This is a genomic window from Listeria goaensis, assembly GCF_900186125.1.
Classification (GTDB): Bacteria; Bacillota; Bacilli; order Lactobacillales; family Listeriaceae; genus Listeria; species Listeria goaensis.
Genome location: NZ_FYBQ01000004.1, coordinates 16,194 through 30,169 on the forward strand (window position 1 = coordinate 16,194; position 13,976 = coordinate 30,169).

21 protein-coding genes are annotated in these 13,976 nt (G+C 38.3%); 9 read left to right on the forward strand and 12 right to left on the reverse strand.

Features of this window, described 5'->3' with window-relative positions:
* Positions 1-5: 5 nt before the first annotated feature.
* Genes CFT42_RS06320 through mnhG form a run of 3 tightly spaced genes read left to right on the forward strand, consistent with a single transcriptional unit; the run spans position 6 to position 1,337 of the window.
* Entirely contained in the window at positions 6-485 is a 480-nt protein-coding gene (locus CFT42_RS06320; RefSeq protein ID WP_088809821.1) for a Na+/H+ antiporter subunit E, read from the forward strand.
* On the forward strand, positions 482-769 hold the full coding sequence (locus tag CFT42_RS06325; protein ID WP_088815737.1) for a Na(+)/H(+) antiporter subunit F1: 288 nt from the start codon (positions 482-484) through the stop codon (positions 767-769). The genes CFT42_RS06320 and CFT42_RS06325 overlap by 4 nt, the downstream gene beginning before the upstream one ends.
* Positions 753-1,337, forward strand: coding sequence for a monovalent cation/H(+) antiporter subunit G (gene mnhG / locus CFT42_RS06330; RefSeq protein ID WP_088809819.1), 585 nt, complete (start codon positions 753-755; stop codon positions 1,335-1,337). Before CFT42_RS06325 ends, mnhG begins: the two co-directional genes overlap by 17 nt.
* A gap of 41 nt (positions 1,338-1,378) precedes the next feature.
* Here mnhG and menI read toward each other — a convergent pair whose 3' ends face one another.
* Positions 1,379-1,750, reverse strand: a complete 372-nt coding sequence (gene menI, locus CFT42_RS06335) for a 1,4-dihydroxy-2-naphthoyl-CoA hydrolase MenI (RefSeq protein ID WP_088809818.1) — start codon at positions 1,748-1,750, stop codon at positions 1,379-1,381.
* A gap of 118 nt (positions 1,751-1,868) precedes the next feature.
* Here menI and CFT42_RS06340 point away from each other — a divergent pair, with 118 nt between their 5' ends.
* Positions 1,869-2,351 carry a divergent PAP2 family protein gene (locus CFT42_RS06340; protein WP_088809817.1) on the forward strand — a complete coding sequence of 161 codons (483 nt, stop codon included), beginning with the start codon at positions 1,869-1,871 and terminating at the stop codon, positions 2,349-2,351.
* 89 nt (positions 2,352-2,440) lie between these two features.
* On the forward strand, positions 2,441-2,854 hold the full coding sequence (locus CFT42_RS06345) for a hypothetical protein (protein WP_244169939.1): 414 nt from the start codon (positions 2,441-2,443) through the stop codon (positions 2,852-2,854).
* Positions 2,855-2,982: 128 nt separating this feature from the next.
* Here CFT42_RS06345 and CFT42_RS06350 read toward each other — a convergent pair whose 3' ends face one another.
* The 7 genes from CFT42_RS06350 to CFT42_RS06380 form a co-directional block, all read right to left on the reverse strand.
* Positions 2,983-3,288, reverse strand: a complete 306-nt coding sequence (locus CFT42_RS06350) for a DUF4176 domain-containing protein (RefSeq protein ID WP_088815739.1) — start codon at positions 3,286-3,288, stop codon at positions 2,983-2,985.
* A 179-nt stretch (positions 3,289-3,467) separates the two neighbouring features.
* Entirely contained in the window at positions 3,468-4,106 is a 639-nt protein-coding gene (locus CFT42_RS06355) for a DUF443 family protein (protein ID WP_088815740.1), read from the reverse strand.
* Between the two features lies 1 nt (position 4,107).
* Entirely contained in the window at positions 4,108-5,358 is a 1,251-nt protein-coding gene (locus CFT42_RS06360) for a T7SS effector LXG polymorphic toxin (RefSeq protein ID WP_088815741.1), read from the reverse strand.
* 6 nt (positions 5,359-5,364) lie between these two features.
* Positions 5,365-5,715 carry a DUF3958 family protein gene (locus CFT42_RS06365; protein WP_088815742.1) on the reverse strand — a complete coding sequence of 117 codons (351 nt, stop codon included), beginning with the start codon at positions 5,713-5,715 and terminating at the stop codon, positions 5,365-5,367.
* A gap of 11 nt (positions 5,716-5,726) precedes the next feature.
* Entirely contained in the window at positions 5,727-6,011 is a 285-nt protein-coding gene (locus CFT42_RS06370) for a TIGR04197 family type VII secretion effector (RefSeq protein ID WP_088815743.1), read from the reverse strand.
* 241 nt (positions 6,012-6,252) lie between these two features.
* Complete coding sequence (locus CFT42_RS06375; protein WP_088815744.1) at positions 6,253-6,510, reverse strand: hypothetical protein; 258 nt, start codon at positions 6,508-6,510, stop codon at positions 6,253-6,255.
* A 166-nt stretch (positions 6,511-6,676) separates the two neighbouring features.
* The gene (locus CFT42_RS06380; protein WP_088809815.1) at positions 6,677-7,888 is read right to left on the reverse strand and encodes an NAD(P)/FAD-dependent oxidoreductase; all 1,212 of its coding nucleotides are present in this window, start codon (positions 7,886-7,888) and stop codon (positions 6,677-6,679) included.
* Between the two features lie 425 nt (positions 7,889-8,313).
* On the opposite strand from CFT42_RS06380, the gene CFT42_RS06385 reads away from it, so the two are divergent.
* Positions 8,314-9,309 carry an NAD(P)/FAD-dependent oxidoreductase gene (locus tag CFT42_RS06385; RefSeq protein WP_088809814.1) on the forward strand — a complete coding sequence of 332 codons (996 nt, stop codon included), beginning with the start codon at positions 8,314-8,316 and terminating at the stop codon, positions 9,307-9,309.
* An 86-nt stretch (positions 9,310-9,395) separates the two neighbouring features.
* Here CFT42_RS06385 and CFT42_RS14750 read toward each other — a convergent pair whose 3' ends face one another.
* Positions 9,396-9,545, reverse strand: a complete 150-nt coding sequence (locus CFT42_RS14750; protein WP_159458153.1) for a hypothetical protein — start codon at positions 9,543-9,545, stop codon at positions 9,396-9,398.
* Between the two features lie 221 nt (positions 9,546-9,766).
* On the opposite strand from CFT42_RS14750, the gene CFT42_RS06390 reads away from it, so the two are divergent.
* The gene (locus CFT42_RS06390; protein ID WP_088809812.1) at positions 9,767-10,396 is read left to right on the forward strand and encodes an SDR family oxidoreductase; all 630 of its coding nucleotides are present in this window, start codon (positions 9,767-9,769) and stop codon (positions 10,394-10,396) included.
* Between the two features lie 33 nt (positions 10,397-10,429).
* Here the strand turns inward: CFT42_RS06390 and CFT42_RS06395 are convergent, their stop codons facing one another.
* Positions 10,430-10,663, reverse strand: a complete 234-nt coding sequence (locus CFT42_RS06395; RefSeq protein WP_088809811.1) for a YuzB family protein — start codon at positions 10,661-10,663, stop codon at positions 10,430-10,432.
* 50 nt (positions 10,664-10,713) lie between these two features.
* Positions 10,714-11,043, reverse strand: coding sequence for a YuzD family protein (locus tag CFT42_RS06400; RefSeq protein ID WP_088809810.1), 330 nt, complete (start codon positions 11,041-11,043; stop codon positions 10,714-10,716).
* A gap of 391 nt (positions 11,044-11,434) precedes the next feature.
* On the opposite strand from CFT42_RS06400, the gene CFT42_RS06405 reads away from it, so the two are divergent.
* Positions 11,435-11,671, forward strand: a complete 237-nt coding sequence (locus CFT42_RS06405; RefSeq protein WP_088809809.1) for a NifU family protein — start codon at positions 11,435-11,437, stop codon at positions 11,669-11,671.
* Positions 11,672-11,758: 87 nt separating this feature from the next.
* Positions 11,759-12,259, forward strand: a complete 501-nt coding sequence (locus CFT42_RS06410) for a phosphatidylglycerophosphatase A family protein (protein ID WP_088809808.1) — start codon at positions 11,759-11,761, stop codon at positions 12,257-12,259.
* A gap of 46 nt (positions 12,260-12,305) precedes the next feature.
* On the opposite strand, the gene treC is transcribed toward CFT42_RS06410, so the two are convergent.
* Positions 12,306-13,967 carry an alpha,alpha-phosphotrehalase gene (treC, locus tag CFT42_RS06415; protein WP_088815745.1) on the reverse strand — a complete coding sequence of 554 codons (1,662 nt, stop codon included), beginning with the start codon at positions 13,965-13,967 and terminating at the stop codon, positions 12,306-12,308.
* Between the last annotated feature and the right edge of the window lie 9 nt (positions 13,968-13,976).

Below are 13,976 nucleotides of genomic sequence, written 5' to 3' on the forward strand. Positions count from 1 at the left end.
GACACATGGCGTTTCAATTGATTATTAACGTTATTTTAGCTTGCTTTTGGATGTTCCTTGAGTCATCCTTCACGTTCGGTACATTTATTATCGGCTTTGTGATAGGGATTGTGCTACTGTTCTTCATGCGTCGTTTTCTTGGCTCAACGTTTTACTTGTTCCGTCTTTTTGCGCTCATTAAGTTGCTATACAATTTTTTGCGCGATTTAATTGCATCGACCATTCATGTGAGCCGCATTATTTTAAAAAAGGATATGAACATTCGTCCAGGGATTTTTAGATATGATACTTTGTTAGAAACTGACTGGGAAGTAACCATGCTTGCGCTTATGATTACGCTCACGCCTGGAACGCTCTCCATTGATATTTCTGACGATTATAAATCGATTTATGTTCATTCGTTACATGTTCCAAATATCGAAGAAGAAATTGCCACCATTCGAAAATCATATGAGGGTGCCATTATGGAGGTGTTTCACGGATGATTTTAAAGATTGCCCTATCCATCGCACTTTTACTTTATTCCATTTCCACTTTCCTGTACTTGTACCGTATTTTAAAAGGTCCTACTACGTCAGATAAAGTCGTGGCACTCGATTCTATCGGCATGAATTTAGTCGCCACTGTCGCACTTCTATCAATGTTTTATGACACAAATGCCTATTTAGACGTCATTCTTTTAATTGCGCTTCTTGCGTTTATCGGAACGGTTTCCTTCTCCAAATTTATTGAGAAAGGCAAGGTGATTGATCGTGAACGTGATAATTGAAATCATTATTTCTATTATGGTTCTCCTCGGCGGTTTATTAAGTATTTTAGCCGCTATTGGTGTCATTCGCCTGCCAGACGTCTATACGCGCACACATGCGGCTGGTATTAGTAATACATTCGGTGTTAGCATTCTCTTATTCGCAACTGTTGGGTTCTTTTTCCATTCCGGCGAAGGTTTCAATGCCCGCGTTTTGCTCGCCGTTTTCTTTATTTATTTAACGACGCCTGTCGCTTCCCATCTTATCAACCGTGCTGCCTATGACACAGGCGTGCCGCTTGCAATTCGGATTCGCGACCAATTGCGTTCGGTCAAGAAAGATGAAATTAAAGCAAGGAAAAATTTAATTATTCGTCAGGAGCAAATTGAAAAAGCACGTCAGGAGAAAGAGGAACTCGAGGACCGCCTAGACTACGAGCTTCGCGAGGAACAAATTGATGCCCGCGAACGCAATGAGGACTTAGAGCGCGAGCATGACGAGCAGACCATCGAGGAAGAGGCGGATGATTCGGAAAATCAAATCATCGAACAAGAAGATAGCCATACTGAAAAGAAACAAGACGATTAAATTAAAAAACCCGATTCCACGTGAGGATTTCGGGTTTTTGTTTACTCAATTCGTTTTTTCTTGACGGCAATTGTTACGCGGCTCACGCAAATGATTTGGTCTTCGCTTTCAATTTGAACTTGCCAAACTTGGGTGGTGCGACCGATATGTATAGGTTCTGCTATAGCGTAGATGTCGCCACTCTGAACGCTCCTCAGATGACTGGCGTTGATGTCTAGCCCGAAGGCGATTTCGTCTTCTGCGACTGATAGCGAGGCGCCAATGCTTGCTGCGTGTTCTGCGAGCGCCACCGAAACGCCACCGTGCAGAAAGCCAAAGGGTTGTTTCACTTTATCCGTAACTGGCAATTTTAGTTTAACGTAACCTTTTTCAGCGGACACAACTTCAATTCCGATATTTTCTCCAAAATCCATATTTTCACCGTCCTTTTTCTTTTATTATAAAGCTTTTCGGGAATTTGGCAAAAATTGGGTTTTCATTATTTTGATTGTGGTAAAATAAGAACAAAGAAGAAAGACTGGGGAGATTGCTATGACCATTTTTGAAAATGTACCTTTGGTAGCCTCGATTGTTGCCATTTTGTTTGCTCAATTTGTTAAAGTTCCGATTCGTTTGATGATTTCAGGAAGGTTTGAATGGGGACTAATGTTTTCAACTGGTGGCATGCCTAGCTCCCACTCTGCTGCTGTGACTGCTCTCATGACCACGCTTGCGATTGAACATGGCTTAGGTTCGCCATTTTTCGCGATTGCTGTAGTATTTGGCATCATCGTCATGTTTGACGCGACCGGCGTTAGACGCCAAGCAGGGGAACAAGCTGCGGTTTTAAATAAACTTGTGAGTGATTTCCAAGAATTTGTGGAACATGCGAAAGGTTTAACGGCTTCTGAACAAGCTGAAAAACAAAAACATTTAAAGGAACTTTTGGGGCATAAACCGATGGAAGTTTTCTTCGGCGCCATCACTGGTATAATAATTGGCTTTTTAATCGCCTTTTTGATGGGAAGTTTGTAAAGATTCACCAATCTGTCACAGCATTTCTATTTTCATCATGCTAAAATGAAGATAATGCTGGAACAGAGGAAGTGATATTTTTGATTACCGTGGTAAAATTCTTAGACACCCGAACCGAAGAACTCGTTAATTACTGGTTGAGCACCTATTATGTTCGCTCAGAAGAATATGCGATTCGCAGACACGCGATAGGTTTTTTAGATGCCGAGCGCCGCGAAGCTATCCTTCTTTTTAAAAAAACACTGCACTGTTTTGGGAAAAACGAGAGTATTCCTTACCTTAATGAAATTGTTGAAGACCGCCGTGATATGCAAACACCATTTCATGACGCTTATATAAATTTAGAAACTTTTTTTACAGCAATGACCGAGTTCTTAATGATTCATTACGAAAAGAAAACATTAATGTGCTCACAAGAAGCGCTTTTCGAGGTGATTTTAGAAATCCGTAGAATAGAAGCGTCAGCTTGCTTGACATTGGTGAATGGGTATCATTCAGTGTGAGGCATCGAAAAGATATGAAGAATCGTCCTTCAATAAGACTAATTTTTAAGGAAAAAGCATAAATCTAGTAATAATCACATTTTTAAATGGATTTTACTGGACTTATGCTTATTTACTTTCCACAGGCATTAAACTCTTTCTTCACCTTCATTTACTATATGATAGTAATGAACCCCATGTTCTTTCTTCCAATTAGTAACAAGTTCTTGATATCTATGCTCCTCTTCATCAACGTATCCCTTAAATACAACTCGGTCTATATTTTCTTCATTAAAAAAGAAAGTTTCTTCTGGATGAATCCCTTCTGGATAAGCACATGCCACATAATCAAAAAAGATCTCTTCCTTGTCTTTTTTAATTGCTTGATTACGACCAATGACCATTAACTTTTTATTACCTTGTTTTAAATAAATAATTGTCCCAAGTTCTAGCATATTTTCCTCCTTCCTCTCTATGATTGCACATGTATTCTTTTAAAGAGCAATACTATCTTATCAGCTTAGAAATTACAGATATATTTAATGCTAGCGAAGGATATATCACTTAGCATAGCATTTTTTAGTTGCCTTTATACCTGATTTAAACGTAAATTAAGCCTTTTTACTGCTGTTTCTCATTTACTCTCAGTAACTACAATACTATATACTTTAGGCAATCTCATAGTACCAATTCCAGTATATAAACAAACCAATAAGAAAAAAATAAAAATAAAATAAAATATTAGAGAATGATATAAAATAAACATGATGCATCCAAAAACAACAAAGAACGTAAGAATCAAAAAGATTAAAATATTTTTCATATAGAATAGAAATGCATCAAAAGAGGATGATTTAATCTGAATATTTATCGTTTCACTTCCAACTAGCTGTTTGAGAATTTGTTGATTTCTCTTAATTACAAAAAAATAACTCAAAAAAATCAACAAAGCACTCACTGTCAGAAGAATGATTGAAAACAAACTAGATAAGTTGGTATCCAAAGCATTCACGTATTTCCGAGAAGAAAAACCGCCTATAGCAACCACACTCAGAACTATTCCTGTAACTAAGCTTGAATCTACAGGTCGCTTTTCGAGAATAGCCTTGCTTTTATCTTCTGCTATTAGTAAGTATGCATTTTTTTTCCTAGACCAAGTAAACACCGAAGCTAACCAGCCTTTTTTGGAAGCCATATCGATAATATATTGCTTATTATTATATTGTATAATCTTAAATTGAGTATTTTTAGTTCCCTTTATTTCTTGATTCATATTACCGCCCTTTCCACATCGGTCCGGTTATTACTAATTTATCAGCAGATTCTACAACAGCTTGTCCAAAATCATCTAATTTATTACCTACATAGTCAACACCGTCTTGAATTTTCAAAAAGTTATTTTGATATACCCAATCTGCTCCATATGATACCGCTACCCCTACACCAACAGCAAGGCTAGCTACCCAGCCACCTGGATTAGAAAATGCCACAAGTGTCAATCCAGCCCCCCCTAATCCTGCTCCAGCAGTAAAAGTTCCATGGGCAATACCTTGACCAATTGTTTTCCCATCATTCACATCTTGCCAGGTACCGATCCCAATTCCAACAGCTGTCGAGGCATATCCTCCATACTTCGCTACTTTTCCTAAGCTTTTCCCAAAACTAATAGCTCCTGGATCTAATGTTTTTGCTCCAGCAAGTTTTCCAGATTGTTCAATTGTAAATAGCAATAATTCATTACCTGTGTCAGCCAAGATACTGTCTTTATTATCCTTCAAATATTTCATAATAGGCTCCGGAATCTGGTTACCTGGATTTTGGCCTATATAAGCATCAAGACGACTAATATCCCGTTCACTTAGATGAGGCACTTTCTTCGCAATAGCATCGATTTCTGCTTTCGATACGACATTCAGCTTATTTAACTTATTAAGCCAATTTATTGACGCATCAACAGCTGGTACAAATGAATGAGTTGAATTATCATAGCTTCCACTATTCAAATAAGAAATCCCTGTTGAAACATGCTCCAGTAATTGATTAGATAAGTCATATAGTTGAGCACAGCTCGAATCAAAATCATGTAGCTTTTGAATTTGTTCAATTACTTCTTGCGTTCTCATTAATCGATTTTGTGAAACTGCAATGTAGTTTTGATTAGTTGACTGTGCTTCATTTAAATAATTAGATAATGAATTCATTTGAGTAACTAAGCTTTGTATATTATCAGCATCAATTTTTGCTGATGGAGAACTATCTACTTGTACCGCAAATTGTTCTTTAAAAACTTGATTGGCATCTATAATGGCATCATTAGCTGCAATTAGTCCGTCTATGATAGGTATATGTATGTTAATGAAGTGATTTCTCATATTCTCATAAGTTTTTCCCTTTAAAGAATCTATTTGATGTAGCTTAGAGAAAGTAGCTTTCAACTGTTTGTTAGCTTCATTTTTTTGTTTTAGAATGGCATCAATACTTTTAATTTGTTCATTAATCTCAGACATATCAATTCTTAATCCCATTTATTACTAATCCTCCCTCGCCTCAGTTCTATAGTTTTTTTCTAGCTCTCTTATACTTTCTTGTAATTGTATCTTGTCCCTTTTCATCTCATCATAACAATCATAAAACTGCTCATTTGTCATTTTTTCTTCTTGAAATAGTTCATCCTTTGCCTGAAAAATAAAATGCTTTGCTTCTTCACCCTGCCAATAATATTCTAGTTCGTCAAACAGTTGCTTTCCTTTACGTAAAGCTAACTGATAGTCTTGCTGCGCTTCTTTCAACTTTGCTATTCTTGCATCATGTTTTTCATATTCTTCCTCTGCTACTAGCAATTGATAGCGAATTATTTTTAGCTTCTCAAATAAATCATTCAACTTAATCACCTCTATTTAATCCAGCGCATCCCGGAAGCAATTTCGTGATCCATCTCGGAAAAAGTTGTAGCTGTCTGAATTATCCTTTCAATGCTTTCTTGTACGGAACTGGCATATTGATCAGTATAAAGCAAACTATTACTGAAAGCTTCTTTCATTTTTTCACTTGGTGTAACAGTTGAAAATGATCCATTTGGTGTGATTTTTTTTGTTTCTTGTAGCTTTTCACACTTCCTTTTCAAATCATCAGCAAATTGTTGAGCATCTCTTTGATTCGATTTAATTTCTGGCATCATAACTCACTCCTACTAAACTTATATCACATTTGTACTTTAGAATACTTGTACTACATGATTGTCTTTGCGTTTGGAATACCCCATAATCAGTTACACAATTCACAATACCTCCTGAATATCCGACGAATAACAAAATTACTTCATTCCTAAATACAATTTTTTCTTTCATTTCGGTTTATTTACTCATATGTATACGATACCATAAATTAATTGGCTTGTCTGTATTGAATTCGTGATTTTTTTAACTTCTTGTTTCAGATTTTTTATCCGCTCGCTTCCAGAGCTCATTCAAAATAATAATGACAATACTACCCATAAAAATACTTGTAGCAAGAAGCAAGAAATTCCCGGTAAACAAAGTCGAATAATGATTTTCAAGAACTCCTGACACCCTTCCCGAGTAACCAGCAGCAATTGTAAAAATAAAAAGCACAGCAAGATATCCGTAAACTAATAACTCAGTAATTACCAAAAGAAAGTTCATGCTAAATTTGTTCAAGTATATACCTCCTAGTTTTAATTTTCAAAAATAACACATCTACAATTTCAATATATATTAACCTCCCATTAAAAAACACTCCCTTTAAAGTAGATACTAGAATTTTTTGATTTCTAGTATCTACTTTAAAGGGAGTGTTTCACTCATTTAGATAATGTAATAGCTGCTATTTATAAAACTTAAACTTACCTTTATTCACCATCACGCTAGGTCCGCCGATTTGGAGCAGTGCCCGGTCATCGATAACCTTTTTCATCACAGATGCGGGGTAGCCTTTTAAGTTTTTGCCGAACACAATTCCGATGGCGTCGTTATCGCCGATAGAACAAACTGTTCCTTTTTCGTGATACTCGAAATCAACAAGATCCGTGTCGCCAGTTGCAAGTTTCGCTAAATTTATAGCCGCGATATCGGCTTGTTGCATCGCGATTTGTGCAGTTGGTGGGTACGGACGATCATTGGCTGGGTTAATGATTAGTGAGCAATCGCCTACGATAAGAATTTCTTCATTGCCTGGCACAGTTAAGTTGTTATTCACTTTCACACGGCCGCGGCCTTGTTCAAATCCAGAAGCTTCAATTACACTGTTGCCACGAACGCCGGCTGCCCAAATAATTGTGCCCGCTTTAATTTCTTTCACTTCATTTTCACTTGCAGCATATTTCACGCCTTCTGCGGTCGCTTCTTTTACTGGTTTCCCAACTAAGAATTCTACGCCGCGGTCTTCCAAAACGCCCACGCCATAATCTACTAATTTCGCATCAAATTGTGGCAATACTTTAGGCGATGCTTCCAAGCAGAAAATGCGTACTTTTTCGCGCGGTACGTCATACATTTTCACAAGTTCAGGAATACGATTAGTTAGTTCCCCTAAGAACTCAATGCCCGTAAATCCTGCACCACCAACGATAATCGTTAGCAGTTCGTCTTTTTGCTCCGTTTTCCACTTCGCAAATTGTGATTCAATGTGGGCGCGAATTTTCTTAACAGATTCCACACTCGTAATCGTTAACGCATATTCTTTCAATCCAGCAATACCGAAAGTTTCAGCTTCCGAACCTAAACCAATTAACAGATAATCATAGGAAACCTCACCATTATTCGTTAAAGACACCGTTTTCTCTTCTTTATTGATTTTTACAACCGTATCTTGAATAAAAGTGGTTTTGCTTGGATCAATGACTTTGTCTAAGGGATACACGAGTTTTTCAGGTTCAAGTGTCCCTGCCGCTGCCTCATGCAACCAAGTCGTTTCGTGGTGATAGTCATTCTTGTTTACAAGTACAAGTTCAGCATCTGCATTTGAGTTTTGCAATTTCTTTAACGTTTTTAATCCACCGTAACCAGCACCTAGAATGACGATTTTCGGTTTATTCATCTGTAATCACATCTACTTTCCCTTTATATTTTTTTCACAAACTAAATTAAATCGCGAATATTCTCCGTGTTTCTTATGTAGATTGCGCTAAAAATCTACCTTAAGTGAAATGTTCCACTTATAGTTTCTATGATAGACGTTTTAGGCAAGTATTTCAAGAATTGATGCTTAGAAAAATTGGTACATTTAAGGCTTTCTAAGTGGTACAGTCATTTTTCACACCTTGAAATGCAACTGCTAATTATTTAGACCGTTTTGTTCATATTTTAACAAAAATTGGTATGGTGTACTGGAAATTTCCCCCATATAGTCCTCCTACCCAACATTGTGAAATTCGAAACATATGGTTTTAAGCAAAAGTTGCATCGCTTTTAATTTTTTTATGCTAGAATGGATATATTATTTGATTGAAAGGGGAGTTTATTTTGGATGATAAAACCAAAATTTATGATATAACCATTATCGGCGGCGGCCCCGTTGGACTTTTCGCAGCTTTTTATGCCGGCATGCGCAAAGCCAATGTGAAAATCATCGAAAGTTTACCCCAACTAGGTGGCCAATTAACCGCGCTTTATCCTGAAAAATATATTTATGATATTCCCGGATTTAAAGCTGTGCGTGCCCAAGAACTTATCAATAATTTAACTGAGCAAATGCAACCGTTCAATCCTAGTATTTGTCTTGAAGAAGCCGTTTTGCAAGTGGAAAAACAAGCGGACGGCACATTTGAAATTACTACGACGAAAGATGTTCATTATAGCAAGACCATCATTATTACAGCCGGAAACGGTGCGTTTGAACCGCGTAAACTTCAATTAAAAGAGGCGGAGCAATTTGAGGGTGCGAATTTGCACTATTTTATCAACGACTTAAATCGCTTTAAAGGGCGACGTGTTGCTGTTTGTGGCGGCGGTGATTCAGCAGTCGACTGGGCATTAATGCTTGAACCTATCGCGAAATCAGTTACGATTATTCATAGACGTGGAGCGTTTCGCGCGCATGAGCATAGTGTCGCAAACCTTGAAAAGTCTTCCGTAACAGTTTTAACCCCATTCATTCCAACTGCGCTACACGGGACAGAAGCGGGCATCGAACGAATTGTTTTAGACGAAGTAAAAGGTTCTAGAACAGAAACGCTCGAAATTGATGATTTTATCGTTAATTACGGCTTCGTGAGCCAACTTGGTCCTATTAAAGACTGGGGTCTAACTATCGAAAGAAACTCCATTGTCGTGAATTCAAAAATGGAAACATCGATTCCCGGCATCTATAGCGCAGGCGATATTTGTACGTATGACGGCAAAGTTAAACTCATCGCCACTGGATTTGGCGAAGCGCCGACAGCCGTCAATAATGCCATTAATTTCATCGACCCGACAGCACGCGTTCAACCGATGCACTCCACATCCATGTTCGCTTAAACCAAAAAGGAACCTAGCTCTTCAGCTAAGTTCCTTTTACTCGTAAAAACCCTATCATAGTGTCTTTCTTTTCATCATCTTTTTATTTATTGATGCTTAATTAAGCGTCTATCTTTATCATTGTAAATCTGTTCCTGAATGTTCCGCATTCTTACCTTAAGCTCTGCCAACTCACGTTCCATCGTGGCACTTTCTTCTTTTTTCTCTCTGAGTTTTGCGCGTATCCTCCTTAACAAATTTATCACCTCATATATTCTTTTTTCTCTATGATTAAATGGTATCATAAAACGAGGCTTCAAAACGTAAAATACCCTAGAAACCCTATTTTTAGTCCTAAATAACAAATGTAAGCATAATTTTCACATTTTGTGTAGACTGTTCAGAATTTTCAGCCTCAGTTTTATTTTGCTCCGTCAGGGGAAAAAGACAACTACCAAAACTAAAAGGAGGCCAATTTATGAATGTTTTAGTTATTGGAGCAAACGGTCAAATTGGAAAGCAAATTGTGCGCGAGTTGGCACTGGAAAAAGGTTTCTTTGTGCGCGCCATGATTCGTAAAGCAAGCCAAATGGACGAATTAGAAAAACTAGGTGGCAAGCCCATTATTGCTGATTTAGAAAAAGATTTTAGCTACGCTTACGATGAAATCGACGCCGTCATTTTTGCCGCCGGTTCTGGCGGGCATACAGGTCCCGAAAAAACCATTAGCGTTGACCAAGATGGCGCCATCAAAGCCATTCAATTTGCCGAAGAAAAAAATATTAAGCGTTTCATTCTAATCAGCTCCATTTTAGCTGGCGAACCTGAAAAAGGTCCCGCATCGCTCGCAAATTACTTAACCGCAAAAGGTCATGCCGACAATGCGCTGTTAGCAAGTCAGTTAGACTTCACCATTTTGCGTCCCGTCACTTTAACAAACGACTCGCCTACGGGGCTTGTGGACGATGCTAGCGAATTTGGCCAAGCTACTATCACCCGCGCTGATGTCGCACAATTTGCGTGCGCTATTTTGTCTGAGGCGACCACATACAGGAAAATTTATACTTTCCAAAATGGCCAAACTCCTATCTCCAATTATATTCACTAAAAAAGCCGAGGATTTCCTCGGCTTTTGATTTATTTAAATTGGATTTTCTTCAAGAAATGCATAAATGTTACGTAATAGTTCAGCGGCATCATTTCCGCGCACCACTTCGCCGTCCACAAGCGCAAAAAGACTTGTCGCACATAAATCGCAGTAGGTGAGGCAGTCATATTCCACGACGTCCAAATTTGGATCTTCATTCAAACGCTCATAGACTTCCTGTGCCCCGCTCGCTAAATTATTGACGCAAAATTCCACAATCGGATTCACGTTTTTTTACTTCCTTTCTTTACAACGGAAGCCTTTCACACTTCGTCTTTCTACATCGTCGGAACATAGCCACGATCAGTCATCACTTTATAAATATCCTTAAGTCTTGGGTTTCCTTCTGCAATAATTTCATCGTCCACCACAATGACGGGGTACATATAATCTTCATCGACAAATTTCCTCGCTAAGTCCCTTACATTAGAGTCAACTTGCTCTGGGTCAAAAATATCGACATATTCAACTTCAAACGGTTGATCTTGAAACTTTCTCGAAACAGCTGCACGTAGCCATTCTTCCGTTTCTTTTGAAGAAGGTGCACCCACACAGCTCGCGCAAATAACAGAAGAACCATACACATAAAGTTTCGCTTGATTTTCCATCACAACTCACCTCAAACACATTGTACTAAAAAAAACTAGCAAAATCGACTTTTCTGTTTCAAATGAATAAATGTGAATTTTACTGATTAGATATTCATTGACAGTGTTTAAGCAGTATATTATAATAATTAAAACAATTCTGTCACTTTAACGCTTGTTGGTGATAAAGCGGCAAATGAATACTGGTTGTTTCCGTGAAAAATCACGGTTTATATAACAACACTCCCTTTTTGGCTGGTTAAATAACCAGTCTTACGCGGCTTTACCTACCGCGTTTTGCCCGTTCCTTTCTGAGCCTTAGGAGCGGGCATGTTTTATGTCAAGTGCTTCCATCTCTCCTTCACTCCTGTTATAATAATGAATATCACTTGAAAAGGAGTTTTGTTTGCGTATGGAAGAAATTAGTTTTGATGCAGTTGACAAAGCTTTACAAAAGTTCCGTCCGTATTTACTCCGAGATGGTGGCGATTATGAACTTATTGATGTGACGCCAGATGGCATAGTTAAAATTAAACTTCTTGGCGCTTGCGTAACCTGTCCCAGTTCGGATATGACTCTAAAAATGGGCATTGAACTCACACTTTCAGAGAAAATTTTTGGCTTTAAAGAAGTCGTTCAAGTTTTTTAAGGAAAATGTTAAATGAAACGTAACCGCGCCATAATCTGACTGATGACAATGCGGATTGTCGCGTTTTAGTACGAGGAGGAATTTTACATGGTAGAAAAACAAAGTGTTTTAGAACAAAAAGCGCGTACAATGCTGACTGAACGCGGCGTAACAATTGATGACATCGCCGATTTAGTTTTATTTCTACAAAAAAAATATCATCCGAAGTTAGAACGATCGGTTTGTATTGAAAATGTCGAACAAGTTTTAAGTAAACGCGAAGTGCAAAATGCCATTTTAACAGGCATTCAATTGGATATTTTAGCCGAAAAAGGCGAATTAATGCAGCCGCTACAAAATATTATTAGTAACGATGAAGGTTTGTATGGTGTTGATGAAATTTTGGCGTTGTCCATTGTTAACGTCTATGGCTCCATCGGTTTTACCAATTATGGCTATATTGATAAAGTAAAACCTGGCATTTTAGGAAGGCTGAATGAACATAATGGTCAAGACGTTCACACCTTTTTAGACGACATTGTGGGAGCTATTGCAGCTGCGGCCGCGAGTAGACTTGCCCATAGTTATCACGATGATATTGTGCAGTGAAATGAAACAAAGCCTAGCAGCTCGCGATTGCTAGGCTTTTACTATTTTAATCTGATATTATTAGCGCTTCATATGGTCTTAGTTGAAGCGTGCCTTTTAGTGCTCGGCCTTCCTGTTCGTAGTTAGCAAGCAATACTTGTCCGCCTTTGTCTAACCATGTTAATTCGCGCAAGTCGATGGTCGCTGACTGCTCATAAAAGTTAGCAACGACTAATAAATGGCCCTTTGCTGTATTCCGCGTATAGGCAAAAATTTGGTTATCGTGAAGGAATAGCGGTTGATAATCTCCTTCTGCAAGAATCTGTTGTGTTTTACGAAGCTTAATGAGTTGCTGATAATATTTAAACACTGACTTTGCCGCTGCCTGATCCGCCGCAGCATTCACTGTTGTTGCGTTTTTGCCGGCGCCAATCCAAGGTGTACCTGCAGTAAAACCATTTGCCTCACTCGTATCCCACGTCATTGGTGTGCGACCATTATCCCGCGACTTATCCGCTAAAATGGCCAATGTTTCTAGTTCGCTATTTCCAGCCATTTTGAGCCTCTCATAGGCATTCAGTGATTCCACATCACGATACTCATCGATTGAACGGAAAGCAGGATTACCAGTAGCAAATTCTTCCCCTTGGTAAATATAGGGCGTCCCTTGCATACCATGCAACACTGTGGCTAGCATTGTTGCACTTTCATAGCGATATTCTTCATCGTTACCAAACCTCGTTACTGCGCGTGGCTGATCATGATTATTCCAAAACAATGCGTTCCAGCCTCCGCCTTGATACATGCCAGTCTGCCAGTCTGCAAATAATTGTTTCAATTCAATAAAATTAAATGGTGCTTTAGTCCACTTTGCTTTATCTTTATAATCAACTTTTAAATGATGAAAATTAAACACCATATCTAGTTCTTCATTCTCTGGATTCGTATAAGCGACACAACTTGGCAAACTTGTTGAGGACATTTCTCCAGTTGTTAGTGCATCTGGAAAGTCGGTTAAGACTTCTTGATACATTTCGTGTAAAAATTCATGAATTCTCGGACCATCTGTATAAAACTTGCGGCCATCATCAGTCGCCGATAATAGGCTATCATCTAAGAAGCGCTGATCTTTCGATAGTAAATTGACCACATCTAGACGAAATCCGTCAATTCCCTTTTTAAGCCACCAACGCATCATCTGATAAATTTCTGCGCGCAACTTCGGATTTTCCCAATTCAAGTCAGCCTGCGTCACATCAAATAAATGTAAGTAATAATTTTCAGTTCCCTCGTTGTATTCCCATGCGCTACCACCAAATTTTGACTGCCAATTATTCGCTTGCTCGCGCCATATATAATAATCATAATAGGGATTCTCGCGTCCCGTTTTTGCCTGTATAAACCACTCATGTTCCGTTGAAGTATGATTAACAACTAAGTCCATAATGATTTTTATTCCTTTTTGATGCGCTTTAGCAAGTAATTCATCAAAGTCAGCCATCGTGCCATATTGGGGGTCAATATTATAATAATCAGCAATATCATAGCCATTATCGCGCTGCGGCGATACATATATCGGCGTCAACCAAACATAATCAACGCCTAGTTCCTCTAAATAATCTAAACGTGCAATAATTCCTTGAATATCCCCTATGCCATCACCATTACTATCCTGAAAACTTTTCGGATATATTTGATAAACAACAGATTGTTTAAAATTTGTACTCATTTCTTAGCC

Coding starts and splice junctions, on each gene's coding strand:
- CFT42_RS06320 (WP_088809821.1), top strand. CDS start 6: ATGGCGTTTCAATTGATTATTAACGTTATTTTAGCTTGCTTTTGGATG.
- CFT42_RS06325 (WP_088815737.1), top strand. CDS start 482: ATGATTTTAAAGATTGCCCTATCCATCGCACTTTTACTTTATTCCATT.
- menI (WP_088809818.1), bottom strand. CDS start 1,750: ATGGATTTTGGAGAAAATATCGGAATTGAAGTTGTGTCCGCTGAAAAA.
- CFT42_RS06340 (WP_088809817.1), top strand. CDS start 1,869: ATGACCATTTTTGAAAATGTACCTTTGGTAGCCTCGATTGTTGCCATT.
- CFT42_RS06350 (WP_088815739.1), bottom strand. CDS start 3,288: ATGCTAGAACTTGGGACAATTATTTATTTAAAACAAGGTAATAAAAAG.
- CFT42_RS06355 (WP_088815740.1), bottom strand. CDS start 4,106: ATGAATCAAGAAATAAAGGGAACTAAAAATACTCAATTTAAGATTATA.
- CFT42_RS06360 (WP_088815741.1), bottom strand. CDS start 5,358: ATGGGATTAAGAATTGATATGTCTGAGATTAATGAACAAATTAAAAGT.
- CFT42_RS06370 (WP_088815743.1), bottom strand. CDS start 6,011: ATGATGCCAGAAATTAAATCGAATCAAAGAGATGCTCAACAATTTGCT.
- CFT42_RS06380 (WP_088809815.1), bottom strand. CDS start 7,888: ATGAATAAACCGAAAATCGTCATTCTAGGTGCTGGTTACGGTGGATTA.
- CFT42_RS06390 (WP_088809812.1), top strand. CDS start 9,767: ATGAATGTTTTAGTTATTGGAGCAAACGGTCAAATTGGAAAGCAAATT.
- CFT42_RS06400 (WP_088809810.1), bottom strand. CDS start 11,043: ATGGAAAATCAAGCGAAACTTTATGTGTATGGTTCTTCTGTTATTTGC.
- CFT42_RS06405 (WP_088809809.1), top strand. CDS start 11,435: ATGGAAGAAATTAGTTTTGATGCAGTTGACAAAGCTTTACAAAAGTTC.
- CFT42_RS06410 (WP_088809808.1), top strand. CDS start 11,759: ATGGTAGAAAAACAAAGTGTTTTAGAACAAAAAGCGCGTACAATGCTG.
- treC (WP_088815745.1), bottom strand. CDS start 13,967: ATGAGTACAAATTTTAAACAATCTGTTGTTTATCAAATATATCCGAAA.